The organism is Dyella sp. AD56, assembly GCF_002878475.1.
Taxonomy (GTDB): Bacteria; Pseudomonadota; Gammaproteobacteria; order Xanthomonadales; family Rhodanobacteraceae; genus Dyella.
In genome coordinates this window covers 83,944-109,092 of record NZ_NRDP01000004.1, presented here as the reverse complement: position 1 = coordinate 109,092, position 25,149 = coordinate 83,944, and the positions used below count along the sequence as shown (strand labels likewise).

Here is a 25,149-nt window from a genome sequence, read left to right as displayed (position 1 = left end):
GGTGCGTGGCCACGGCTGTCGGCAGGTCTTCGGACTCGTGGACATGGGTCTTTCGACCCGCCTACTCGCTCCCGCTTCCCAGCCGCTGAGGGCCAGTGCGTTGTTGGCTTTCGTTTCCACTTACCGCTGCGGGGCAGTCCCGGATTTCCACCGGATTCCCTTTTAAACCAGTCCGACCATAGGTCTGAGATTGGCACCGACGAGGCACAACATATCGGGCTACCTCGGGCCGGTCAACCCAATAGATTGTGGATTGAGCGTGGATAAGCCGGAAAACTTCAGGAGGGGGGCGGAGTTAGGAAATGCTAGGAAATTTTCAGGCGACCGTGGGTTGCCGCAGGGGGTGAAGAACACCTAATGGCACGTGGCGTCTGCGGTGAGTGGCAGGTGGTCTCAAGGGTCAGTGAGAATCGATGGACGATGGTTCGGTACGGCCCTGATGCAGCGAAGCATGTTGCGGATCTTCCAATCCGCAAGGCAAGCTCCCGGCTCGCCATCCGGCTACCAGACAAATCGAGGCCAGAGGCTATGGGGCACCCGCTGTTGCTCGTCCAGCTTGTTGTGATCATCGTGGCGGCGCGGCTGGTTGCGGCCATCGCCCGTCGCTTCGGTCAGCCGGCCGTGGTGGGCGAGATGCTGGCGGGGCTGGCGCTCGGCCCCATCGTGTTTGGCGCCATCGCGCCCACGTGGCAGCAGCGACTGTTTCCGGCGGACAGCCTGGGCAACCTGCAGAGCCTGAGTACGCTGGGCCTGGTCCTTTTTATGGTGGTAGTCGGTGCGGAGTTGCGTGTGCCGGCTAGTGCACGCGGCGGTTTGCTGCGGCCGGCCGCATGGATCGGCGGCATCTCGGTCGTGCTGCCGATGGCGCTCGCCCTGGGTATCGCACCGCTGCTGTATGCGGACTACGCGCCGCCAGGCATCACTAAGACGGCCTTCGCGCTGTTCTTCGCTACTGCCTGCGCCATCACCGCGTTGCCGGTGATGGCGCGCATCGTGAAGGAGCGCGGCCTCACCGACAGTCTGCCGGGGCGATTGGGCATTGCCGCGGCCGCCGTGGTCGATGTGCTTGCGTGGATCATGTTGGCCTGTGTGGTGGCATTGATCAGCGCGCACGGTGACTGGGCACCGTTCTGGCGCACCGTGATGGGTCTGGTACTGCTGCTCGTGTTGACGTGGTTTGTGCTGCGTCCGCTATGCGCGCGGTTGCTGACGCGTCACGCCCCAGAAGGCAATGCGAACGCTGCGGTGCTCGCTTTCCTTCTGGCGGGAGCCTTTGGTTGCGCGGCCATCACTGAGTGGCTCAACTTGCACGCCGTGTTCGGTGCCTTCCTGTTCGGCGTGTGCCTGCCGCGCGACGACCGCTTGCTGCACAAGCTGATCGAGCGCGTGGAGCACGTGACAGTGGCGACGCTGGTGCCTGTGTTCTTCGTGCTGGCGGGCCTGAGCACCAGTGCGCAGGTGCTCACGGGCGGCGCAGGTGTGGCGTTGCTCCTGGTGCTCGCTGTTGCCGTTTTGGGCAAGCTGCTGGGCGGCACGGCGGGAGCGCGCATCGCCGGGCAGAGCTGGCGCGACAGTTTCACCATCGGCTCGCTGATGAATGCGCGCGGGATGATGGAGCTGATTGTCATCAAGGTGGGCCTTGATGCCGGCGTCATCAACACCGCGATGTTCACCATCCTGCTGGTGATGGCCATCGTGACTACGATGATGACGACGCCGATGGTGATGGCATCGTACGGGCGGCCGCGACACGGAACGGCGGTTGCGTCAAATCGCTGACCAACCGCATCGCCTGGCCGTCAGCTCACCGTTAGTGGCTGTCGAGCGCCGTCGCTAGGTAGTGGTTACCAGATCCGCACCCGATCCTTCGGATCGAGGTACAGCTTGTCGCCCGACTGTACGTCGAACGCCTGATACCACGCATCGATGTTGCGCACCGGTCCGTTGACGCGGAATGCTCGCGGCGAGTGCGGGTCGCTGGTCACCTGGCGGCGGATGGCGTCGTCGGTGAGTTTGCCGCGCCACGCCTGCGCCCAGCCCAGGAACACACGCTGGTCGCCGGTCAGGCCGTCGATCACCGGTGCGGGCTTGCCATGCAGTGAGGCATGGTAGGCGTCGAGCGCGAGGGTGAGTCCACCGAGGTCGGCGATGTTCTCGCCCATGGACAGGTTGCCGTTGATGTGCACGCCGGGCAGCGGCTCGAAAGCGTCGTACTGCGCGCCGAGTTTCTTCGCGCGCTCCTCGAAGGCCTTTGCATCGGCGGGCGTCCACCAGTCGCGCAGCGCACCGCTCGCGTCGATCTTGCGGCCTTCGTCGTCGAAGCCGTGCGTGAGCTCGTGACCAATGAAGCCGCCGATAGCGCCATAGTTGATGGCGGGGTCAGCGTTGGGATCGAAGATCGGGGGTTGCAGGATGGCGGCAGGAAAGACGATGTCGCGCAGCGTGCCGTTATAGGCATCGTTGGTCTGCGGCGTCATGCTCCAGTCGCTGCGGTCGACCGGCTTGTCCAGACGATTCACGTAGAACGACCAGTCGGCTTGCGCCGCGCGCAGCACGTTGCCGGCTAGGTCGTCACCTTGGATGGCGACGTCGGTGTAGTCACGTGGATGGTCGGGGTAGCCGACTTTGATGGTGTAGGTGTCGAGCTTCTTCAGCGCTTCTTTGCGTGTTTCCGGTCCCATCCAGTCGAGCTTCTCGATGCGTACGTGATAGGCCGCCTTCAGGTTGCCGACGAGTTGCTCGATCTTCACCTTGGACGCGGCAGGGAAATACGTGTCTGTGTAGAGCTGGCCCACCGCCCAGCCGAGATTACCGAAGCAATAAAGGCGTTCGCCTACCTCGCAATCGCCTCCCGACACGGCATGCACACCGCGCTTCCAGCGCGCTTCGATCTGCTGTTGGCCGGCCAGCGTTTTGTTGTGCATCTCGAAGTACGCTTGCTGGAACGGATCCGAGAGGTAATAGGCGGCGTTGTCCGCGATGCGCGTGGCCTGCCAGGCCTGGATCGTCGTGACGGGCGTCTTCGCATACAGCGCGGTCAACTTCGGGAAGGCGGTCTTCTCCATCACGACCACGTGCGCCTGCTTTCCGAGTTGCGCCGCCTTGAAGAAATCGCTCCAGGCGAACCCGGGCGCGAGCTTTTGCAGATCACTGACGCTCATCGGGTTGTACATGGCCACCGGATCGCGCTGCTCGACTTTGCTGATGCTCGCCTGCGCGATGGCCGTCTCGAACGCCACCACGTCCTTCGCCGCGGCATCGGGTTGCGGCCAGCCGGCCAGCGTGAGAAGGCGCGTGACATAAGCTTGGTAGGCAGCCTTCTGTTTCGCGAATTCCGGCTTGAGATAGTAGTCACGGTCCGGCATACCCAGGCCGGCCTGCGACACATAAACGGCGTATTGGTTGATGTCCTTCAGGTCGACATCGATGCTGATGTTGAACAGAGAACCGTCGAAATCGGTGTTGGTACGGCCCATCAGCGCGGCTTGCGCATCGCGCGTGGCAGCTTGTTTCACTGCATCGAGTTGTGGGGCGATCGGTTTTGCGCCCAGCGCGTCGAGGTGGGTCTGGTCCATGAAAGAGTGGTAGAACATCCCGACTTTGCTTTGGAGCGTCGCGTCGCCGGCCTTGCCCTGTGCCGCTGCTTCCATCAGGTCATGCAGCCGTTGCTCGGTGAGATCGGTCATCGCCAGTCGCAAGCTGACGGCCGGTTTGTCGGCGGGAATCGGCGTGTGGTCCAGCCAGGTGCCGTTGGCGTAGCGGAAGAAGTCGTTGCCGGGTTTGACCGAGGTATCGCCGCCCGCCTGGTCGAAGCCCCACGCGCCATAGTGCGGCTTGCCCGTCGATGCGTCGGCCGCATGGGCCGTGCCGAACGCCAGCGCACACGCGCATGCCGCTGCCAGAATCCTGCTGACCATACGACCCTCCCGCCCGAATGATGGTCCCCGGATACTGGCACGCTGGCGGGGAGGGGACAGTGCTGGAAGTTGTGCCCGCAACAAACGCGAACGGCCCGGCAGGGCCGGGCCGTTCGGGCGTTATCGCGTGAGCGATTACTTGGTGCGCTGCTTGTGGATGCGCTTGCTGTCCTGATTCAGCGATTTGTTGAGGTTCTTATCTTCCTGCTTGGTCAGGTGGCCGCCGTGTTCGGCTTCGTCACGGCTTTCACGGGCGGCGATGTTGGAATCCTGCTTTTCGTCACGGGCGGCTTGCTTGGCGTTGAGCTGGCCATCGGCCACGCCGGCCTGGACGCGGTTCTGCTGATTATCCAGGCGCTGGTTCACTTCGCTGACGCGGGGATGACCCGGAATGTCGTTGGGGTTGGTGGCCTGCGCCATGGCTCCGGCGCTGGCGAGGGCGGCGACCATGCCGAAAGCGATCAGGCTGAAACGTGACGTCATAAGGTTCTTCATGGGCTTCGGTCCTCATTGTTCCGACAGGTTTTTAATAGGTGTCACAACCCCTGGGCTTGCGCCCACTGCATGTGGTGTGTGTGACCCCTGTAGGTCATCCGGTGGATGGATGACTCATGCCGGAGAACGAGGCGCCCGCAAGGCGGTTGACGCATGCGGTGCGCGTTGTCGAATCCATTCAGCCGCAAGCGAGCTTGCTTAGGCTTGGCGTAAGCCTGCTGTTACGCATTTGAAAAATACGCACCCGCATGCGTGTTGTTGCACTGCGGAATCAGGCCGGTTCTTCGGTCAGCCTACGCAAGTTGACCAGGCCGTCCTCAAAGTCTTTGCCGACCATCTTGTCGATGTTGAATACCAGGCCCATCAGCTTGCTCATGAAGTTGGCGCGGCCTTGCATGGACCAGGTGATACGCGTTGCGGCGCCCTGTGGGTCGAGCACGAAATCGGCGATGTTGCTTGCCTTGAACGGGGTGAAGAATTCCAGCTGTAGGCGCACGTGCGAGGATGGCGTGGATTGGCTGATCTCCATGCGCCCACTGCCGATGTTCTTGTTGCCGTTCCAGCCATAGGCGGCGCCGGGGCCTGACGACGGTCCCTCAAAGCTGCGCTGCATGTCGGGGTCCTTTTTCTCGTACGGCGACCATGACTGCCAGCGATGCAAATCGTTGATGAGCGGAAAGATGCGTTCGGGCGTTGCCTGGATGGTGGCCGAGCGTTCGATGCGGAATTGATCCGGGCGCATGGCGGCCACGATCAGCACAACGGCGATGACGGCCACGATAATGATGAGTGCGATGAACATCGTCTGTTTCCTTGATGCGATGGCGGTGGTTGAAATGTCAGGCTTCGACGGGTTCGGAAGGAACCATGTGCAGGTAGGGCGCGGCCTCACGTAGCACACGTGCATACGATGGGCGCTGCATCAAGCGAAGCAGGTAGGCCGCCGTGAGCGGGTGCTCGTCTTCCAGCGGTATCACGAAGTTGGCATAGAACAGCGCGGGCGACGCCGCGCAATCGGCCATGCTGTAGTGCTCGCCGGCGCCCCACTGGCGCTTGCCGTCATCGCGCTCGAACTCGCGTTCGATCAAGTCCAGCGCAGAGCGCAGCTTCTCTCGTGCCTGCGCTACGCCGTAGTGATCGTGCTGACCATCGGGACGTAGCCGGTCGGTGATCACCTTCTGCATCGGCTCGGCGACATACTGGTCGTAGAAGCGGTCGCGGAAGCGCACTTCACGCGCCTCGTCGGGATCCTCGGGAACTAGCGCGACCTTGCCGGGATAATGCCGCGCAAGATATTCGATGATGATGCTGGACTCTGGCACCAGGCAGCCCCGCGTGTGGTCGTTGAGCACGGGAAATTTGCCGATCGGCCACAGCGCGTAGAACGCGGCGCGTTGCGTGTCGTCTGCGAGATCCACCAAGTGGGAATCGAAGGGTGTGTCGTTCTCGTACAGCGCGATCAGCGCCTTGTGGCAATAGGCTGCCAGCGGATGCATGTAGAGCGTGAGTGACATGGTCGTATTCCGTGCTCAGTGGGTGGGCGCAGCGAGCGCGACTTTGCCGGAAGTACGGTCGAACTTGCCGCGCCAGGTGGATAGCCCGCCGAAGTGGTCAGCCTCGAAACTGGGATAGGTATGTGCGGGGTCGATGACATAGGTGGCGGCAGCGGCATGTGCCGTACCAGCGGCGAGCAGGAGCAGCAGAGCGCTGGCGGGGGCGGTGGGCGTGCGGTCGGGCAGGGACATCGTCAACTCCTTGGGCGGGGAAACGGGCGCCTTTTTTTGGCGCGCATATCCTCATGACGAACGGGGTCGCCGGATTTCGACATTCCTTTTTTCCGGCTGCGGTAGGCTCTGCGCATTCCTTGCCGGAGACAGCTGCCATGCGTGCACCAGCAGGTTCAGTCGTCGGGTTGTGTTCCGCATCGGCCACCTTGTGCGCGATGGGGATGGCTTTTCTGGGCTATTGGGGCGTACACGAGCCGGTGCCGTGGCGGGGGCTGGATGTGGCGGTGATCGTGTTGGCCTTTGTTGGGTTTGGGTTGCTGGCGTCGGTGCCGTGGATTGTGACTACGCCGGTGAGTGAGGAGAGCGGGGAGCGCATTGGGGCGGCGCGGCGGGCGTTTGCGGGTGGGGTGGTGGTGATTTGGTTGGCGGCGGTGTTGGCGATTATTGGTTAGGGGTGTCTCAGTTCTTGTCCCTCGCTGCTTTGGGGAGAGGGTTGGGGTGAGGGGTGGGTGCTCGCCTCGCTGTTTCTTCTTTGCCGTCGTCCAGATGTGGCTCGGTTGTCGCGATATCGCGAACTGGCTCGCCTGCGGCGGGCTTTCGCCCTCCTGCCGGAGGGCGAGTCACTTTTCTTTGCATGCCCAAAGAAAAGTAACCCAAAGAAAGGGCACCCCCACTTGGCGCTGGCCGGTGAAACCGGCCAGTTCGTGAGGGGTGGCCGGGCTTTTCGACAGGGCTCCTGCCCTGGCGAAAAGGGATCGGCATCCATGCCGATCCCCCTGCGGGCCTGATCGTCCACCCCTCACCGCCGCACAGGGGGCCTGGTAGATCAAAAGCTGTAAGCAGATGGCTCGTGCAGCTAAAGCTGCACATCGCCGATGCGGAGAGGACTTGAAGCGGGTTTCGCTTTCCGATCGCTGGGGCTAGATAAAGCGCGCGCTACGCTTCCCGACCGATGTGGAGCGCTCGCAACCTAACGGCATGACCTTTCTCTTCTGCTTTGACTATGTGCCTTAGAGCAGGAGCGAACCGTTCTGCCGCGATGCGATGTGCAGCTTCGCTGCACGAGCCGTCTACTTACAGCTTTTGACCGTCCAGGGCCCCGTATGAGGCGGCGGGCGGGTGGAGAAAAGGCCCGCAGGGGAATCGGCATGGATGCCGATTCCTTTTCGTCGGGGCAGGAGCCCCGTCGAAAAGCCCGGAACCCGCACGCGTACCTGGAGGGCTTTAGCCCGATAGGCAACTCATCCGGGGCGCCCTTTCTTTGGGTTACTTTTCTTTGGGCAAGCAAAGAAAAGTGACTCGGCCTCCGGCAGGAGGTCGAAACGCCCGCTGCGTAAGCGGCCAGGTCGCAGTAACGCACGAGGCGACCACTAACCACTGACACCAAAGTACGACTAGCTCCGCCGCTTCAAATTACTTCCGGCTATTACCGCTATTGCGGAGTGCGCCAGGTTGCGAAACCAAAATCTCACCCCTCCAAGCCCTACGCCGCCGGCCTCAACTCCGTCAAATCCAGCTTCGCTCGCGTAAGCGGCGCCAGCGCCAGCGCCGCGGCAGGCGAGGGCAACACCAGTTCACGACTAGCGCGCCCCAGCGGCGCGTACTGCTCGCTCCAATGGATCAGCTCCATCGCGCCGGTGTGGTCTTCCACCAGTACGGTGCAATGTTCTACCCAGTCGCCGTCGTTGAGGTACAACACGCCATCCATATCGCGCACGTGGCCGAAGTGGATGTGGCCGCAGATATGGCCGTCGAAACCGCGCTCGCGGGCGTCGTTTGCCACGCGTTCCTCGTAGGCGCGGATATAGGCCAGGGCTTTGCCGATATGCGATTTCACGATGATCGATAGCGGCAGATAGGGCAGCTCCAGGCGGCTGCGCATCGCGTGGACCCGTCGATTGGTCCAGCAGATGAAGCGATGCATCACTTCCCCCAAGTGCACCATCCATGTGCGCCCGACTTGCTCCGGATCGAATTCGTCGCCGTGGCTGACGTGGTAGCGACGGCCGTCGGCGCCTTCGTGCACCGCATCCAGCTGGATCTTTACGCCGCCGAAACTCTGGCCGGCTAATCCGCGCACCGGTGCGTCATGGTTGCCGGGGATGTAGATGACCTCGACGCCTCGGCGGGCAAGGTCCAGCACTTCCGCGATGACCGCGCCGTGGTCGGCGTGCCACCAGGTGCGTCGCGCCAGTGCTTCCATGTCGATGATGTCGCCGACGAGGTACAGCTTTTCGCAACGCAGTTTGCGTAGGAAGTCGAGCAGGTATCGAGCCTTGCAGTCGGGCGTGCCCAGATGCACGTCAGAGATGAAGGCGCTGCGGCAGTGAAAGGTCGCCATGACAGTCTCTCCCGGTGGTTACCGGGATGCCAGAATGCCGTGTCTACGTCACCGTGGGATGGCGGGAAGATTGCAGTGTGGTTTCCGCGCAAGCCCCGCGATTTTCCCTATGGGAGCGATACGTCAGTCGGCGAGCATCGCCAGGGCGGTCGGCACCGCCGCTTCTGTCCACAACGCGTACTGCGCGGCGGATGGGTGCAAGCCATCGTCCGCCAACAGTGCGGGGTGCTGGCGGGAAATGCCGGTGATGTCGACGAAGTACGCGCCATGGCGCTCCGTTTCGTCGCGGGCGATAGTGTTATAGACGTCCAGTTCGTCGGCGATGCGCAGCACGTCGCGGCCGCTGCCGTGGGCAAACGGCGTAACGCCCCAGTCGGGAATGGACAGCACCAACACGCGCTCAGCACGCTGACCGGCCAGGCTGATGGCGCGGTCGAGCATGCGCCGGAACTCGTCGCGATAGTCGTCGGCGCTGCGCCCGCGGTACTGGTTGTTCACGCCGATCAGCAGGCTGACCAGATCGTAGGGTGGCGTGAACGTGGCGGTGTCCATGGCGGCAGACAGCTCGTCCGTGGTCCAGCCGGTGGTGGCGACGATGGTCGGGTCGTCCAGCGCCACCTTTTCGCGGCGCAGGCGCACGGCCAACTGCACCGGCCAGCGACCGGCTTCGGGTACCCCTTCGCCGATGGAATACGAATCGCCTAGTGCGAGATAGCGCCGCACGCGTCAGGCAACCGCAGCCGCGCGCGGCTTCTGCGTCCGGGCCATACCGGAAAGCACGCGCTCGATGCGTTCGAACACTTCGCGCAACTGCTCCGGCGGTGGCAGCAGGGTCAGGCGCAGGTGGCGGCTGTGCGGCACGTTGAAGCTGCTGCCAGGCACCACCAGCACGGATTCCTCCTCCAGCAGGCGCAGCGCGAAGGCGTTGTCGTCGAAATCGGCGATGCGATCGGCGCGCACCCGGGGGAACGCATACAGCGCACCCGCTGGCGACACCAGATCGAGGAACTGGCTGGCCGCGACACCGTCCAGCACGGCGCGGCGCGCCTCGTGCAGGCGGCCGCCCGGCGCGGTGAGCGCGTTGATGGTCGGCGCGGATTCCAGCGCGGGGCGCACGGCCCATTGCGCGGTGACGTTGGCGCACAGGCGCAGCGCGGCCAGCAACTGCAGGGCGTCGCGATAGTCCGCGGTGCGCGAAGGATCGCCCGAGAGGCTCATCCAGCCCACGCGGTAACCGCAGGCGCGATGCACCTTGCTCAGGCCGCCGAAGCTCACGCAGGGCACGTCGCCGGCGACAGATGCCAGCGGCTGGAAGGTGGTGCCGTCGTAGAGGATCTCGTCGTAGATCTCGTCGCTGAGCAACAGCAGACGGTGACGTGCGGCGATCTCGACAATGCGTTCCAGCAGCTCGCGCGGATACACCGCGCCGGTCGGATTGTTCGGGTTGATCAGCACCAGGGCGCGGGTGCGCGGGGTGATCAGCGATTCGATTTCTTCCGGGTCGGGCAGATGGCCGTTTTCCGCCAGGCAGCGGTAATAGCGTGGCTTGCCGTCGTTGAGGATGGTGGCGGCGCTCCACAGCGGATAGTCCGGGCTGGGCAGCAGCACCTCGTCACCCGGTTGCAGCAGGGCGCGCAGGCTCAGGTCGATCAGCTCGCTGACGCCGTTGCCCACGAAGATGCGTTCCACTTCCACGCCGCGCGCGCCACGCTGGCGTTGCTGGGCGGCGATGGCCTCGCGGGCTTCTTCCAGGCCCTGCTCGTGGCCGTAGGCTTCACTGTCGTGCAGGTGGCGGGCAATGGCTTCGCGCAGGTGGGCCGGGGTTTCGAAACCGTAGCGGCCGGGGTTGCCGATATTGAGCTTGATAATCGGCAGGCCAGCGGCCTCCAGCTCACGGGATCGCCGGGTAAGGGCGCCGCGGATTTCATAGCGCACGTCCGCCAGGTGCGCACTGGGTTTGATCGAGGCCAACGCAAGCGTCCTTCGTCTTGATGTTGTTGCGGCGCAAGAAAGCGGCCGTCAACCCGATGCTAACAGCGTCCCCGCGTGGGGTGGGAGTCAAAAAGCTCCGTTTGTCGGGCTTTTTTGGGGCCGGACATCCCTGGGGGTGTTTTGCATCATCAATGTGGAATGAAACAGAGCATCCCAAGGCATAATGAGTGCCCATGATGGCCCCCGAAATCATCGAACGACTGCGCCGCATCGGCTGGCGTGGCGAGACCCTTCCCTCCGAGGGCAGGCAGTTGGCCCGCGTGGTCGCCCAACACCGCGCAGGCTACGAACTGCACGATGGCGAACACCTGTTCGGCGCCCAGCCGGCCGGTCACTTCCTCAAGCGCAGCCTGGACCCGGCCGATCGGCCATCGGTGGGCGACTTCGTGGAAATCGAGGCCGGCAAGCCCCCGCACATCGTGCAGGTGCAGCCGCGGCGGACCGTCCTTTCCCGGGCGGCGGCCGGCGAGCGTTACGAGCGCCAGATCATCGCCACCAACATCGACTACGTGCTGGTGCTAACCGGCCTGGATGGTGACTTCAATCCGGCGCGCATCGAGCGCTACCTGTCGCTTACCGAAGGCTCGGGCGCCCAGCCCGTGGTGCTGCTGAGCAAGCTCGACACCCGCGAGGATGCAGTTGAACTGCTGGCGGCGCTGCAAGCACGCCTGCCGCAGGGCACACCGATCCACGCCATCAATGGCAAGGACCCGGCCAGCATCGACGTGCTGCTGCCCTACCTGCAGCCTGGCGACAGCGCCGTGCTGGTGGGTTCGTCCGGCGCGGGCAAATCCACACTTACCAATACGTTGCTCGGCACCGAGAGGATGGCGACCAGCGCCGTGCGCGGTCACGACAGCCGTGGCCGTCACACCACCACGTACCGGGCGCTGCTGCAGCTACCTAGCGGCGGCTGTCTGATCGACACCCCCGGCATGCGCGAGCTCAAGCTCACCGGCGAGGAAAACCTGGATCTGTTTGCCGACATCGACCAACTGGCCGAGCAATGCCGGTTCGCCGACTGCGGCCATGGCAGCGAGCCGGGCTGCGCCGTGCAGGCGGCGCTGGACAGTGGCGACCTGTCCGCCGAGCGCTGGCGCAACTACCTGAAACTGCGCGACGAGCGCGAAGAGCAGGCGACTACGCTGGAAGCCAAGCTGCGCAGGCAGCGCGGTGGGCGGCCGGCAGCCAAGCCACATGCCAATCGCCATTCGCGTGATCGGGAATGACTGGAGAGCCTCGCGAACAACCACTCGGCACTTTCATCGGGGACTTGGGAATGCAGCGACTTTCGTCGCAGGTCATGACGGCCTTCTATAACAAGGTGTTTCCCGCATGCTGGTACGGGTTTTTGTTGTTGTCGGGGCTTCTTGTCGCCAACCATGCGATATCGACGCGCCAGCCGGCAGTACTGCTGGCCTTGGCTTTCCCCGCATTCATGGTCCTGATCAGCATCGTGTTGGCAAAGTACGAGGTGTTCGTCAGTCATATGGATGATGTGTGGTTGGATGGGGATCAATTGCGGGTGTGGACCAAGGGTGGACAGTTGCTTGTGCCGATAGCCAATGTGGTCAAGGCGGAACTCAGTACCGGCGCGAAGTCACCGCCGACCGTGGCCCTTCAGCTTAGACGGGAGTCCGCGCGGTTAGGCCAGTGCATTCACTTCGTTCCCCGTGGTGAGGGCGGATATTTCAGCCCCTTCGAAGCGGATCCGGTTGTTGCCGAACTGCTCCAGCGCATCGCGGCCGCATCTGCGCAGAGGTCTGCATGAATCACCACGGCGCGGCCTTCCCCCCCGAACTGCAACGCTACGCCGACCTCGACCAGCGCCTGCTGGCGGCGGTGAAAGGCATCCGTATCCTGCCCACGGTGGCATGGCCGGCCTCGCTGGAAGACCGCATGATCGCGGCCTATGCCAAAGGCCAGTTCACCCTGCCGGAGGTGAACTACCACGTGCCTGACCTCTCGGCCGAGCGCGCCGAACTGGCTGCGATCGAGCGTGAGGCGGGCTATGACGACCCGCTGGGCGAGTACCTGTGCCGCACCGCCGAGTCATGGCGCATCGCGGCTGAAATGCTCGAAGCGGTGGGCACTGATCAAGTGACGGCGCCGTCCATCGTGCTGTATGGCCGCCCCGGCGACGTGATTCCCGGCAGTGACCGCAGCAACCTCGATGCGGCGCGCTACTTCGTTGAGCTATCGGACGAACTGGGTTCGGACCTGATCGCGGACGACGTGAACGTGGCGATTTCCGCCGACGAACTGCGCGCGGACTTGAGCAAGACGCTGGATGATTTCTTCGGCGAGCCGTTGATTTCCGTGGAAGTGGATCCGGAACTCACCGCCAAGGCCGCCGCTGGCGCCACCCGCATCCGCCTGCGCGGCGGTACGCGTTTCACTGATTACGACCGGCACCAGTTGCTGGCGCACGAGGCTCTCGTCCATTCGCTGACCGCGCTCAATGGGCGCGCGCAGCCGCTGCTCGCCTCGTTTGGGCGTACTTCGCCCCGCGTCACCGCTACCCAGGAGGGGCTGGCTGTGTTCGCCGAACTGATCTCCGGCGCCATCGATATTTCGCGGCTCAAGCGCATCAGTCTGCGCATCCTGGCGATCGACATGGCGCTGGGCGGCGCGGATTTCGTCGAGGTCTACCGGTTCTTCAGCGAGTGCGGGCAAAACCCGGCGGACAGCTTCCACTCGGCGCAGCGTGTGTTCCGCGGTGTTCCACTCACCGGCGGCGCGGCGTTCGCGAAGGACAACGTCTACCTGTCCGGCCTGCTCACCGTGCACACCTTCTTCCGCTGGGCGCTCAAGCAGCGCCGCATGGACATGTTGCGGAACCTTTTCGCCGGCAAACTGGCGCTGCACGATGTCATTAGCCTGCAACCGTATTTCGAGTCCGGCGCGATTGCTGCGCCGCGATGGCTGCCGCCGTGGATGCAACATGCTCACGGACTGGCGGGCAAGCTGGCCTTCTCCTTGTTCGTCAATCGCATACACATGGGCAAGGTGCAGGCGGAGACGTTGTCGCTGAGCCTGTAGGTTTCAAACGGTGCGAGCGCACTCTGTGCGCGCTCGCACCGTGAAGGCATCGTTGCATACCAGTTGTGTGAATCATTGCGTCACCATGCTGCACCGCACGGTCGGGAGAGAGGTGTCGCCGGTGATACCATTGCCCGATACCGCTGTTGCGGCCCCGATTCCCCATCACATTCGATCCTCTATCCCATGGCCCTTACCGAAGAACTGCGCCTCGCCGCTCTCGAGTACCACCGCCTTCCGCGCCCCGGCAAGATCAAGATCGCCGCCACCAAGCCCATGGTCACGCAGCGTGATCTGGCGCTGGCGTACTCGCCCGGCGTGGCCTATGCCTGCGAGGCCATCGTTGAAGATCCGAACGCCGCCAGTGAGATGACCGCGCGTGGCAATCTCGTCGCGGTGATCACCAACGGCACCGCCGTGCTAGGTCTGGGCGACATCGGTCCACTCGCCGGCAAGCCGGTGATGGAAGGCAAGGGCGTGCTGTTCCAGAAGTTCGCCGGCATCGATGTGTTCGACATCGAGATCAACGAGCGCGACCCGGACAAGCTGGTCGACATCATTGCCTCGCTCGAACCGACCTTCGGCGGCATCAACCTTGAGGACATCAAGGCGCCGGAGTGCTTCATCGTCGAGCGCAAGCTGCGCGAGCGCATGAAGATCCCGGTATTCCACGATGACCAGCATGGCACCGCCATCATCGTGGGCGCGGCCATCGTCAACGCGCTGGAAGTGGTCGGCAAGAAGATCGAGGACGTCAAGCTCGCCACTACCGGCGTGGGCGCCGCGGGCATCGCGTGCTTGGACATGCTGGTGGCGCTGGGCCTGAAGCCCGAGAACATCCTGGCGTTCGATCGCGAAGGCGTGCTGTATACCGGCCGCGACCAGATGGATCCGGACAAGCAGCGCTATGCGCGCGATACCGACAAGCGCACCTTGGCCGAGATCGTCGCGGGCGCGGACGTGTTCCTTGGCCTGTCCGCTGGCGGCATCCTCAAGCCGGAAATGGTCGCCACCATGGGCGACAAGCCGGTCATCCTGGCGCTGGCCAACCCCAATCCCGAGATTTCGCCGGAAGACGCCAAGAAGGTGCGCCCGGACTGCATCATCGCCACGGGCCGTTCGGACTACCCGAACCAGGTCAATAACGCGCTGTGCTTCCCGTACATTTTCCGCGGCGCGCTGGACGTTGGCGCCACGGGCATCAACGAAGCGATGAAGACCGCCTGCGTGCGCGCCATCGCCGAGCTGGCTCGCATGGAAGCCGGTGACCTCGCCAGCGCCTACGGCGGTGACATCCCGACCTTCGGTCCTGAGTACCTCATCCCGCGTCCGTTCGATCCGCGCTTGCTGGTGATGCTGGCGCCGGCGGTGGCGCAGGCCGCGATGGATTCGGGTGTCGCTATGCGTCCCATCGTGGATATGGACGCGTACAAGGAGAAGCTCGGCCAGTTCATCTATCGCACCGGCCTGCTGATGAAGCCGGTGTACGAGCGAGCGCGCGCGGACATCAAGCGTGTGGTGTACGCCGAGGGCGAGGAAGAGACCGTGCTGCGCGCAGTACAGACGGTCATCGACGAGCGCCTTGCGTTCCCGATCCTGATCGGTCGCCCGAGTGTGATCGATACACGTATCGATCGCCTTGGTCTACGTATGCGCAAGGGCGTGGATTTCGAAATCACCAACATCGACGACGATCCGCGCTTCAACGAGTACTGGCAGCAGTACCACGCACTCACCGAGCGCCGCGGCGTGTCGCCAGCGGCGGCGAAGAACCTGATGCGTTCACGGCCCACGCTCATCGCCTCACTGATGGTCGAACGGGGCGAAGCCGACGCGATGATCTGCGGTCTGGTCGGTCGCTTCCACAAGAAGCTCGGCTACATGCGCAGCATCTTCGGCCTCGATCCGGGCGTGTCGTGCACCTCGGCGATGACCGGGGTGATCAACGACCAGGGTGCGTGGTTCTTCCTCGACACGCACGTGCAGTGCGACCCCACCGCCGAGCAGATCGCTGAGGCGACGCTGCAGGCCAGCTATCGCCTGAAGCTGTTCGGCATCGAGCCGAAGATCGCGCTGCTGTCGCATTCCAACTATGGCAGCCACGAGAACGCCAGCGCGGCGAAGATGCGCAAGGTGCGCGAGATTCTCGTGCAGCGCGGCCCCAAGCTCGACATGGACGGCGAAATGCAGGCCGACACCGCATGGGACGAGGCACTGCGCTTGCGCATGTTCCCCAACACCACGCTGTCCGGTCGCGCCAACCTGTTCGTGATGCCGAATCTCGACGCGGCCAACATCACCTACAACATGGTGCGAGTGATGACTGATGGCGTGGCCATCGGTCCGATCCTGATGGGCATCAACAAGCCCGCGCACATCCTCACGCCGGCGGCGACGCCGCGTCGCGTGGTGAACATGACGGCGATTGCGGCAGTGGATGCGCAGATTCGCCAGGCGCAGAGTGAGCGTCGTAGCTGAGGGCAGGCTGGATTGATGTTTTGCGAGAACGGGGCCTTGATGGCCCCGTTTTTGTTTTTGGCGGTTTGTTTTGTTGATATGTGGGGCGTGGTCCGAAAGCGCGGTTTCGCTGCTTTTTTTCACCCTCTCCCCTCTCGGGAGAGGGTTGGGGTGGAGGGGGGCGCTCGCCTCATCGTTTCATCTTTGCCGTCATCCCGGCGTAGGCCGGGATCCAGTTTCTGTAGTAGTCGGTTGTCGCTTCGTGCGCTACTGCGATCAGGCCGCTTACGCAGCGGGTGTTTCGATCGTCTGCCGACGACGCGAAGCTAGTCCCCGTGGGACGCTCGAGTCACTTTTCTTTGTTGGCCCACGCACGCGCAGGAGCGCGTGCGAACGGCGAAGCCGGCCCGAAGGGCGAAGGGCAGGATGCCCGGAGTAAAGAAAAGTAGCCCAAAGAAATGGCCTGACAGGCCAACGCCCGCAGCATGCCGATGGGATAAGCCCGAACGCTTGAGGCGGGTTGTTGCTTGGCGACCTTCGCCTCTACACAGCGGTTACTTCGGAGCGCTTCGCAACGCGCCGTCGCGGAGAGGACTTAAAGCAGGCTTCGCTACGCTTTCCTACCGCTGGGGCAAGGTAAAAAGGTCGCTACACTTCCCGACCGCTGTGGAGAACTCGCTACATAAAGGCATCGTCCGTCTGCCTTGGCTTTGTGCCCTAGAGCAGGAGCAACGCGACCTGCCTCGATGCGATGTGCAGCGCAGCTGCACGAGCCTTCGGCTCGGCGCTTTTGACCTCCGGGCCCCCTGTGCGGCGGTGAGGGGTGGACGAGAAGGCCCGCAGGGGGATCGGCATGGATGTCGATCCCTTTTCGCCAGGGCAGGAAGCCCTGTCGAAAAGCCCGGCGACCCCTCACGAACTGGCCGGCTTCACCGGCCAGCGCCAAGTGGGGGTGCCCTTCTCTTTGGTTACTTTCTCTTGGGCATGCAAGAGAAAGTGACTCGGCCTCCGGCAGGAGGGCGGAAGCCCGCCGCAGGCGAGCCAGATCGCGACCACGCCACAACCGAGCGAAAGGACACTGGACCCCTGCCTGCGCAGGGGTGACGGTTCTTTTGAAGTACTGAGGCAAGAATGTCCCCTCACCCCAACCCTCTCCCCGAAAGGGAGAGGGAGCTAAGTGGTCGCGAAATCACAATCAAGCAAAGCAACCAATCCCATACCGCACCTCAATAAGAAAGACGCCGCAAGCAATAGTCACCCCGACCAAAGTCGAACCCACTCCCTCATCTCCATTCGCCCCCGTATTGTCTCGATCCAATTGGCGAAAAACCCCGCCGGAGCTACACTCGGAGGGTTTCCCGCCTCTCACCCGGAGGCGATCCACCTATAGCCGCGCCAAGCCCCCGGCGCCGCGGAGAGAAGCTCCCCATGGATCAGCTCGACGACATCCTTCATCAAGACCTCGACCCGACCGAAACCCAGGAATGGGTCGAATCGCTCAACGCCGTCATCAACCACGATGGCACTGAGCGTGCGCATTACCTCTTGGAGAAGATGGTCGATTCGACACGCCGGGCCGGCGGCTACCTGCCGTTCAACCCGACGACCGAATACGTCAACACCATTTCGCCGGGCAACGAAGCCAAGATGCCGGGCGACGCCGCGATGGAATGGCGCATCCGCACCCTGATTCGCTGGAACGCGATGGCGATGGTCGTGCGCGCCAACCGCAAGCCGGGCGAGCTGGGCGGCCACATCGCTAGCTTCGCGTCGTCGGCCACGCTGTACGACGTGGGCTTCAACCATTTCTGGCGCGCGCCGAGCGCGGACCACCCGGGTGACCTGGTATTCCATCAGGGCCACTCCAGCCCGGGCATCTATGCGCGTTCCTTCCTGGAAGGCCGCATTGCCGAGGAGCAGCTCGACCTGTTCCGCATGGAAGTCGCCGGCCACGGCCGCGGCCTCTCGTCGTACCCGCACCCGTGGCTGATGCCGGATTACTGGCAGGTGCCGACGGTGTCGATGGGTCTGGGTCCGATCCAGGCGATCTATCAGGCGCAGTTCTGGAAGTACCTGGAACACCGCGGCTTGGTGCCGAAGACCGACCGCAAGATCTGGTGCTTCATGGGCGATGGCGAAACCGACGAGCCCGAGTCGCTTGGCGCCATCTCGTTGGCCGGCCGCGAAGGCCTGGACAACCTGGTGTTCGTGATCAACTGCAATTTGCAGCGCCTGGACGGTCCGGTGCGCGGTAACGGCAAGATCATCCAGGAACTGGAAGGCGTGTTCCGTGGCGCAGGCTGGAATGCCATCAAGGTCATCTGGGGCAGCTACTGGGATCCGCTCCTCGCACGCGATACCAAGGGCGTGCTGCGCAAGCTGATGATGGAAACCGTCGACGGCGAGTACCAGGCATGCAAGGCCTTCGGTGGCGCGTACACGCGTGAGCACTTCTTCAATAAGTATCCCGAAACCCGCGAGATGGTCGCCAACCTGTCGGACGACGACATCTGGCGCCTCAACCGCGGTGGTCATGATCCGCACAAGGTTTACGCGGCCTACAACCAGGCCGTGAACACCAAGGGCATGCCCACGGTGATCCTCGCCAAGACGGTGAAGGGTTACGGCATGGGCGCGGCCGGTGAGTCGCAGAACCCGACGCATCAGCAGAAGAAGCTGGACGCGGACGCCGTGCGCCACTTCCGTGACCGCTTCAACATTCCGGTGACGGACGACAAACTGGCCGATGTGCCGTACTTCCACCCGGGCAAGAACTCGCCGGAAGTGGAGTACATGATGGAGCGTCGCCGCGCGTTGGGTGGCTTCCTGCCGCAGCGTCGCCGTCACGCCGACGCCAAGCTCAAGACGCCAGAACTGCAGGCGTTCGAGCAGATCACCAAGGGCACGGGCGAGCGCGAAATTTCGACCACCATGGCGTTGGTGCGCGGCATGAACCTGCTGCTGCGCGATAAGCAGATCGGCGAACGCATCGTGCCGATCGTGGCCGACGAAGCGCGTACCTTCGGTATGGAAGGCATGTTCCGCCAGATCGGCATCTACGCGCCGTTTGGTCAGAAGTACCGTCCGCAGGACGCCGACCAGCTGCTGTACTACCGCGAAGACCAGAAGGGCCAGGTGCTGCAGGAAGGCATCTCCGAGGCTGGCGGCATGGCCGCCTGGATGGCGGCGGCCACCAGCTACAGCATCAGCAACCAGGCGATGCTGCCGTTCTTCATCTACTACTCGATGTTCGGCTTCCAGCGCATCGGCGACCTGGCCTGGGCGGCAGGCGACATGCGCGCGCGTGGCTTCCTCATCGGTGGCACCGCTGGCCGCACCACGCTCAACGGCGAAGGCTTGCAGCATGAGGACGGCAGTTCGCATCTGATGGCTGGCGCGATTCCGAACGTGAAGTCGTATGACCCGACGTTCTCCTACGAAGTCGCGGTGATCCTGCAGGATGGCACCCGTCGCATGGTGCAGGAGCAGGAAGATGTCTACTACTACATCACCGTGATGAACGAGAACTACAGCCACCCCGATCTGCCGCAGGGCGTCGAGGAAGGCATCATCAAGGGCATGTACCTGTTGAAGGATGCCGGCAAGCCGAAGAAGGGCGAGCCGCGCGTGCAGCTGCTGGGTTCGGGCACCATCCTGCGCGAAGTCATCGCCGCCGCCGAGCTGTTGGAGAAGGACTTCGGTGTCACCGCCGACATCTGGTCCTGCCCGAGCTTCGTCGAGTTGCGTCGTGACGGTTTCGATGCCGAGCGCTGGAATCGCCTGCATCCGGAAGCCGAGCAGCGACTGCCGTACGTCACCGGTCTGCTGCAGGGCCATCAGGGTCCGGCCGTGGCGGCCACCGATTACGTGCGCGAGTACGCCGACCAGATCCGCGCCTTCATGCCGGACGGTATGCGCTACACCGTGCTGGGTACCGACGGCTTTGGCCGTTCGGACACGCGTGAGCACTTGCGTGGCTTCTTCGAAGTCGATCGTTACTGGATCGCGCAGGCGGCTCTTGCGGCGCTTGCGAAGGAAGGCAAGGTCAACGCCAAGGATGTTGCCCGCGCCATCAAGACCTACAAGCTGGATCCGGACAAGCCGAACCCGCAAACGGTCTGAAGCCGGTAGTGCTCATGTGTTGAAAAAGCCCGCCTTATGGCGGGCTTTTTCTTGGACGGTATCGCGAAACGCCACGCCAAGGGATGTCGATAAGCGGAAGGCTAGCCGATACAACGCGGGACGGTTCCGTCACCATAGAGCACTCCTCACCCACGGCCCGGCGTTACGTCATGGACCGCTTTGAAAGCATGGCAGTGTTCGTTGAGATCGTGCGCACCGGTAGCCTGACAGCCACCGCCGAAAGGTTAGGCCTGTCGCCAAGCATGGTTGGCAAGCACCTGAATGCGCTGGAGGCTCGCCTCGGCACAAAACTGCTTCATCGCACGACACGCCGCCACCAACTGACCGAAGCGGGCGCCCTCTATTTCGAGCGTTGCCGGGACATACTCGATCGGGTCGAGGCGGCCGATGACGATGCAGCCGCACTGCGTGGCGATCCCTCGGGGCAACTGCGCATTGCCGCACCGATCTCGTTTGGCGTGACGCAACTGGCGCCCGCCATGGCGGCGTTTCAAGCGAAGTATCCGGGTGTCGATATCGAGCTAGTGCTCACGGATGCACCCGTCGATCCGGTCGGCGACGGTATCGATCTGGCGTTTCGCATCGGGCCGCTGGCCGACTCGTCGCTGATTGCACGATCGTTGCCGCCGTACTATCGGATGGTCGTCTGCGCCTCGCCAGATTATTTGGCGAGGCGCGGCACCCCAGCAACACCGGACGATCTGCTGACGCACGATTGCCTTGGCCATACCCGTTGGGGACCGCGCCACGCATGGCGATTCGAAGGGCACGATGGCCTGCACGAAGTGCCTGTTACCTATCGGCTGCGTGTTGATAACGGTCCTGCGCTACGCGAGGCTGCGCTGGCCGGCGGCGGCATTATCCTGCAGCCGCTTGGCCTGGTGAAAACCGACCTGGAGACGGGACGCCTGCGCCGATTGCTCGAGGGCTATTCGGCGCGTGGTCGCGATTTCTACCTGCTTTACGCGCGTGACGTGGAACTACCAGCCAAGTTGCGGGCATTCGTCGAGTTCGCGCTCCATCACTTTTCGGACATGGACTCCGATGACTGAGAAGCGGCAAAAACCTCGGCCGCAACGCCCAATGCATTGTTGACCGCTGCACCGCCGGCATAAAACATCGTCTGCAGGACCGCCTCGATGATTTGCTCGCGCGATGCGCCCGCCACCAGCGCCGCTTCGATGTGCGCCCGTAGTTGCGGCAAGAGATAGCCTTGCGTCACGCAACACGCGATCACCACCAGTTCCCGCGTCGCCAGATCAAGTCCGGGACGGTCCAACACACCAGCGAACGCCCACTGCATGGTCATGGTCAGGAAATCAGGGCAGATGTCCTCACGCGATTCGGCCAATTGCTGGCCGCTATGTCCGCCATGCAGGCGTTCAAACAACGCCAGTCCGCGTGCGTAGGTCTCATCCCTGGAAAGAAGCTGCTGGGTCATGTCGATGCTCCTGATGAACCGCCGGGGTTTGGCGGGCACAGGAAGTGTGGCTCGACGGACGCTCGTCAAAAACGCGGATGCAGTGAAATGACTTCACACTCTGGGTGAGGAATCAGCCACATCGATGGCGGAATGCCTTCTCCTTGGGCAATGACGCGCAGCAATAAAAAACCCGCCTTTCGGCGGGTTCTTTCGGTCACGAGCCTTGTTCAATCGTCGTCGCGGCTGCGGAAAAGATGACGCAGCAGGAAAAACGCGCCGACGGTGCCCGCAATGATGGCCGTGGTTGCCACCGGGTGGCGGGTCACGTTGCGGCGCAGGCGGCGGTATTGGTAGTTGGCTTCATCGGCGAAATCCTCTGCGGCATGGCCGATGCGGCGAGCGTAGGTGTTGCGGCTGCGGCCGAAACGGCGGCCGGCGTCGCGGCTACGTTCCATCAATTCGTCCGCCCGGTCGGCGGCTTCGCCGGCATAGTGACGAACGCGGTCACGGACGCCGTTGACGGTGTTTTCAAGGTCATAGTGACGGCTCATGGCGTCCTCCTTGCAGTAAGGGTTCTCACGTTGCCAGCGGCGGTGTGAGCGGTGCGTAAATGATAGAGCGCACTGTTCAGCCGCGATGTCGGGAAGGGCTGAAAACACTGTGGCCGCCTGACGCAAGCGTGCGTGCAATGGCCTGCCGCACGGGTGCCAGCGTTTGGCTGGCCTGCAACAAGGCCGCGCGAACGCGACGTGCGACAGGGCGATCATCGGTGTACACCGTGACGATGGTCATGGTCGCGGCGTACATCGGCCACGTGGCGCACCGATGCATGCGCTGGTAGCGCAGAAGCAGATCCGGCGAGGCGATATCCCTTCCGTTCTTCACGGCCTGTTGGATCAATGAAGCCAGCGTATCGACACTCCGCAGGCCGAGATTGAAGCCATGCGCTGTGACCGGATGCATGCCCACCGCGGCATCTCCGATCAGAGCGAAGCGTTGGGCCGCGAAGCGGCGTGCGTACACGCCGACCAAAGGATACGCATGGCGTGTCGAGATGAGCCGCATCGCGCCGAAACGATGGTTGAAACGTCGGCCCATTTCGGCGTTGAAACTGTTGTCGTTCATGTCCATGAGTCGCCGCATGTCCTCGGGCGGTAGCGTGACCACGGTGGATGCCTCGCCGTTGCGCAGGGGCAGTAAGGCCAAGGTTTGTGCATGACCGAACCATTCCAGCGCTTCGTCGCCATGAGGTTTCTCCAGCGCCATGCGGCATACCAGCATGGTCTTGCCAAAGTCGTGCATGTCGGCGGCAATACCTGCGTCGCGCCGCAGCCGTGAGAAGCGGCTGTCAGCGGCGATCACCAGCTTCGCATTCACCTCGTTGCCGTTCGACAGGTGCAGCTGCGCGATAGAGTCGTTCAGTACGGCGCTTTCGACCGACGTACCGCATGCCAGTGTGATGCGCGGCTCGTGTTCCACGCTGGCATACGCGGCGCGGCGTATACGGTCGTTGGGGACGAGAAAGCCCAGCTCCGTATCATCCTGGCGGTACGGCGTGACGTGGAGGCCGTGCCCCACGCTGCCATTGAGCACGCGCGCGCTGCGTAGTGGAGAGATATCGGCAGGGCCGAGCCGCTGCCAGATGCCGAGGTCGCGCAGGATGCGGACGGATCGCGGTGTCAGTGCGATCTCGCGCCCGTCGAACGGCGGTTCCCGCAAGACATCCTGCGACTGCTGTTCGATGACCAGTACGCTGAGGCCTGTATCGGCGAGTGACCGGGCCACGCAAAGTCCGGCGGGGCCGGCGCCGACGATCGCGATATCCACGTTCATGGCATAGGTTGCGATGGGGAGTTATCCCATCCTAGCGCCCGCCGTTTCGGCAGCCTTGATGCGTATCAAGGCGCGCCAGGCCATACCTCGTTCGTCGTGGTGAGTGCTTTGAACTCGCGGCGCACGACATCCTGCACAGCCGCCACGCGATCCAGCCAAAGATGGCCGCGAGCGCCATGGGCCGGAATATCGCTTCCACCCGCTGGAGCGCCATCACGTGCTCCATCCATGCGCGGAAGAAGGGCGGTACATTGGCTGACATGTGCGCCCTGCATGACCTGTTGCAATGCCAGTTGCCTGATCTTAGATCGTGTCGCTGGCGCCCGTCGGTTCGATCGTCTGCGGTTCCGTTCGCAGGCTTTGCCGTTTGCGCAGGGTGGGGAACATAGCCATCCAGAGCCCCACCACCACCAGTGTGCCGATGCCGCCGATGAGGGTGGCGTTGACCGCTCCCGCCCATGCCGCAAGCAGCCCGGATTCGAATTCACCCAACTGATTCGACGTGTTGATGAAGATGGCATTGACTGCGCTGACGCGCCCACGCATGTCGTCAGGGGTGTCTAACTGCACGAGCGCGCCGCGGATCACCATGCTCACCATGTCGAACGCGCCCAGTGCGAACAATGCCGCAAGCGAAAGCCACAACACCTTGGACACAGCGAACACCAGCGTAGCTAGCCCGAAGCCAGCGACGGACGCGAACATGATCGGGCCGACGCGGCGTTCCATGCTGTGGCGGGCCAGCCACAGCGACATCAGCAGCGCGCCCACGGCAGGCGCGGCGCGCAATAGTCCCAGGCCCCAGGGGCCGGTGTGCAGGACATCCTTGGCGAAGATGGGCAGCAGTGCCGTCGCGCCACCCAGCAACACGGCGAACAGATCGAGTGAGATCACGCCGAGCACGTCGGGTCGGCGGCGAATGAAATGCACGCCGGCGAACAGTGTCGTCAGCGTGGCTGGCTCGCGCTTAGGCTGCGCCTGTTCGTAGCGCAGGTGCCCCATCAGCAGCACGGCGATCAGATACAGCACCGTGCACACGGTATAGACCGTGCCTGGGCCGGCGACATAAAGCAGGCCGCCCACGGCCGGGCCCATGATCATCGCGGCTTGGCCCGCTGATGCGTTGGCGGCCATGGCGCGCGGCAGGATCGCCGATGGAACCAACGCTGGCAGCATCGATTGCATGGCCGGGAATTCGAACGCCTTGGCCACGCCGATAACGAATATCAGCGCGAGGATCATCGTCTCCTGCGCAAGATGCATCAGGGTGATGGCCGCGAGCACCGCAATAGCCAGCATGTCCACGATCTGCCCGAACATCACGATGCGGCGCCGCTCGAACTGATCGGCCACGTGTCCGGCGGGCAAGGCCAGCATCACGGAAGGAAAGAACTGTACGAGGCCAATCAAGCCTAGATCCAGTGCGCGCCCGGTGACGGCATAGATCTGCCAGCCCACGGCGACCGACAGCATCTGAAAGCCGAAGCTCGAACAGATGCGAGCAAACCAGAATTGCACGAATGCGGGGTGTGAACGCAGCGAGTCCGCGGAAGCTTGCGCGGGGGATGGCGGCATGAGGCGATCCTTGCGGGGATCCGACCATTATCGGCAGCTGACGCCTCCAGGCAAAGCACCTCTGCTTGACATGGATGTGAACGCGCCATGCTGTTTGCCCTCCTACGGTGGAGACGGCCCCCAAGCGTGCACACGAATGCGGCCGGTATCCGCCGCATCGAGCATCGGGATTCCACCATGGGCAGCGAGACCTGAGCCCCGCTG

General features: G+C 63.4%; 20 protein-coding genes and 1 riboswitch. Of the genes, 8 read left to right on the top strand and 12 right to left on the bottom strand.

The window, feature by feature from the left end:
* Positions 1-2 precede the first annotated feature (2 nt).
* Positions 3-216, bottom strand: a riboswitch (cobalamin riboswitch).
* Positions 217-528: 312 nt separating this feature from the next.
* Positions 529-1,779, top strand: coding sequence for a cation:proton antiporter (locus tag DyAD56_RS03940; protein WP_102301443.1), 1,251 nt, complete (start codon positions 529-531; stop codon positions 1,777-1,779).
* A gap of 65 nt (positions 1,780-1,844) precedes the next feature.
* On the opposite strand, the gene DyAD56_RS03935 is transcribed toward DyAD56_RS03940, so the two are convergent.
* From DyAD56_RS03935 to DyAD56_RS03915, 5 genes are all read right to left on the bottom strand, one after another.
* Positions 1,845-3,917, bottom strand: a complete 2,073-nt coding sequence (locus DyAD56_RS03935; RefSeq protein WP_102301442.1) for a M13 family metallopeptidase — start codon at positions 3,915-3,917, stop codon at positions 1,845-1,847.
* A 135-nt stretch (positions 3,918-4,052) separates the two neighbouring features.
* Entirely contained in the window at positions 4,053-4,412 is a 360-nt protein-coding gene (locus DyAD56_RS03930; RefSeq protein WP_233202273.1) for a hypothetical protein, read from the bottom strand.
* A 271-nt stretch (positions 4,413-4,683) separates the two neighbouring features.
* Entirely contained in the window at positions 4,684-5,214 is a 531-nt protein-coding gene (locus DyAD56_RS03925; RefSeq protein WP_102301441.1) for an SRPBCC family protein, read from the bottom strand.
* Positions 5,215-5,251: 37 nt separating this feature from the next.
* The gene (locus DyAD56_RS03920) at positions 5,252-5,926 is read right to left on the bottom strand and encodes a glutathione S-transferase family protein (RefSeq protein ID WP_102301440.1); all 675 of its coding nucleotides are present in this window, start codon (positions 5,924-5,926) and stop codon (positions 5,252-5,254) included.
* Positions 5,927-5,941: 15 nt separating this feature from the next.
* Positions 5,942-6,157 carry a YceI family protein gene (locus DyAD56_RS03915; RefSeq protein WP_343125288.1) on the bottom strand — a complete coding sequence of 72 codons (216 nt, stop codon included), beginning with the start codon at positions 6,155-6,157 and terminating at the stop codon, positions 5,942-5,944.
* 137 nt (positions 6,158-6,294) lie between these two features.
* Here DyAD56_RS03915 and DyAD56_RS03910 point away from each other — a divergent pair, with 137 nt between their 5' ends.
* Positions 6,295-6,591, top strand: a complete 297-nt coding sequence (locus DyAD56_RS03910; protein ID WP_102301439.1) for a hypothetical protein — start codon at positions 6,295-6,297, stop codon at positions 6,589-6,591.
* Positions 6,592-7,622: 1,031 nt separating this feature from the next.
* On the opposite strand, the gene DyAD56_RS03905 is transcribed toward DyAD56_RS03910, so the two are convergent.
* From DyAD56_RS03905 to DyAD56_RS03895, 3 genes are all read right to left on the bottom strand, one after another.
* Positions 7,623-8,480 (bottom strand): UDP-2,3-diacylglucosamine diphosphatase, encoded by an 858-nt coding sequence (locus tag DyAD56_RS03905; RefSeq protein WP_102301438.1) that lies wholly within the window; start codon positions 8,478-8,480, stop codon positions 7,623-7,625.
* Between the two features lie 123 nt (positions 8,481-8,603).
* Positions 8,604-9,203: an SGNH/GDSL hydrolase family protein gene (locus DyAD56_RS03900; protein ID WP_102301437.1), complete on the bottom strand. Its 600-nt coding sequence runs from the start codon at positions 9,201-9,203 to the stop codon at positions 8,604-8,606.
* Between the two features lie 3 nt (positions 9,204-9,206).
* Positions 9,207-10,451 (bottom strand): aminotransferase class I/II-fold pyridoxal phosphate-dependent enzyme, encoded by a 1,245-nt coding sequence (locus DyAD56_RS03895; protein WP_102301436.1) that lies wholly within the window; start codon positions 10,449-10,451, stop codon positions 9,207-9,209.
* Between the two features lie 194 nt (positions 10,452-10,645).
* Between DyAD56_RS03895 and rsgA the strand changes: the two genes are divergently transcribed.
* From rsgA to DyAD56_RS03865, 6 genes are all read left to right on the top strand, one after another.
* Positions 10,646-11,701 carry a ribosome small subunit-dependent GTPase A gene (gene rsgA / locus DyAD56_RS03890; protein ID WP_102301435.1) on the top strand — a complete coding sequence of 352 codons (1,056 nt, stop codon included), beginning with the start codon at positions 10,646-10,648 and terminating at the stop codon, positions 11,699-11,701.
* Positions 11,702-11,751: 50 nt separating this feature from the next.
* Positions 11,752-12,243 carry a hypothetical protein gene (locus DyAD56_RS03885; RefSeq protein ID WP_146010433.1) on the top strand — a complete coding sequence of 164 codons (492 nt, stop codon included), beginning with the start codon at positions 11,752-11,754 and terminating at the stop codon, positions 12,241-12,243.
* On the top strand, positions 12,240-13,514 hold the full coding sequence (locus DyAD56_RS03880; protein WP_102301433.1) for a flavohemoglobin expression-modulating QEGLA motif protein: 1,275 nt from the start codon (positions 12,240-12,242) through the stop codon (positions 13,512-13,514). The genes DyAD56_RS03885 and DyAD56_RS03880 overlap by 4 nt, the downstream gene beginning before the upstream one ends.
* Before the next feature lie 186 nt (positions 13,515-13,700).
* Complete coding sequence (locus DyAD56_RS03875) at positions 13,701-15,992, top strand: NADP-dependent malic enzyme (RefSeq protein ID WP_102301432.1); 2,292 nt, start codon at positions 13,701-13,703, stop codon at positions 15,990-15,992.
* Between the two features lie 1,407 nt (positions 15,993-17,399).
* Positions 17,400-20,093, top strand: a complete 2,694-nt coding sequence (gene aceE / locus DyAD56_RS03870; protein ID WP_102301431.1) for a pyruvate dehydrogenase (acetyl-transferring), homodimeric type — start codon at positions 17,400-17,402, stop codon at positions 20,091-20,093.
* A 170-nt stretch (positions 20,094-20,263) separates the two neighbouring features.
* Positions 20,264-21,166: a LysR family transcriptional regulator gene (locus DyAD56_RS03865; RefSeq protein ID WP_102301430.1), complete on the top strand. Its 903-nt coding sequence runs from the start codon at positions 20,264-20,266 to the stop codon at positions 21,164-21,166.
* Here the strand turns inward: DyAD56_RS03865 and DyAD56_RS03860 are convergent.
* The 4 genes from DyAD56_RS03860 to DyAD56_RS03840 form a co-directional block, all read right to left on the bottom strand.
* On the bottom strand, positions 21,136-21,555 hold the full coding sequence (locus DyAD56_RS03860) for a carboxymuconolactone decarboxylase family protein (protein ID WP_102301429.1): 420 nt from the start codon (positions 21,553-21,555) through the stop codon (positions 21,136-21,138). The genes DyAD56_RS03865 and DyAD56_RS03860 overlap by 31 nt on opposite strands.
* Before the next feature lie 209 nt (positions 21,556-21,764).
* Positions 21,765-22,088 (bottom strand): hypothetical protein, encoded by a 324-nt coding sequence (locus DyAD56_RS03855; RefSeq protein WP_102301428.1) that lies wholly within the window; start codon positions 22,086-22,088, stop codon positions 21,765-21,767.
* Between the two features lie 76 nt (positions 22,089-22,164).
* Positions 22,165-23,370, bottom strand: coding sequence for a 5-demethoxyubiquinol-8 5-hydroxylase UbiM (gene ubiM / locus DyAD56_RS03850; RefSeq protein ID WP_102301427.1), 1,206 nt, complete (start codon positions 23,368-23,370; stop codon positions 22,165-22,167).
* 303 nt (positions 23,371-23,673) lie between these two features.
* Positions 23,674-24,945: an MFS transporter gene (locus DyAD56_RS03840; protein WP_102301425.1), complete on the bottom strand. Its 1,272-nt coding sequence runs from the start codon at positions 24,943-24,945 to the stop codon at positions 23,674-23,676.
* Between the last annotated feature and the right edge of the window lie 204 nt (positions 24,946-25,149).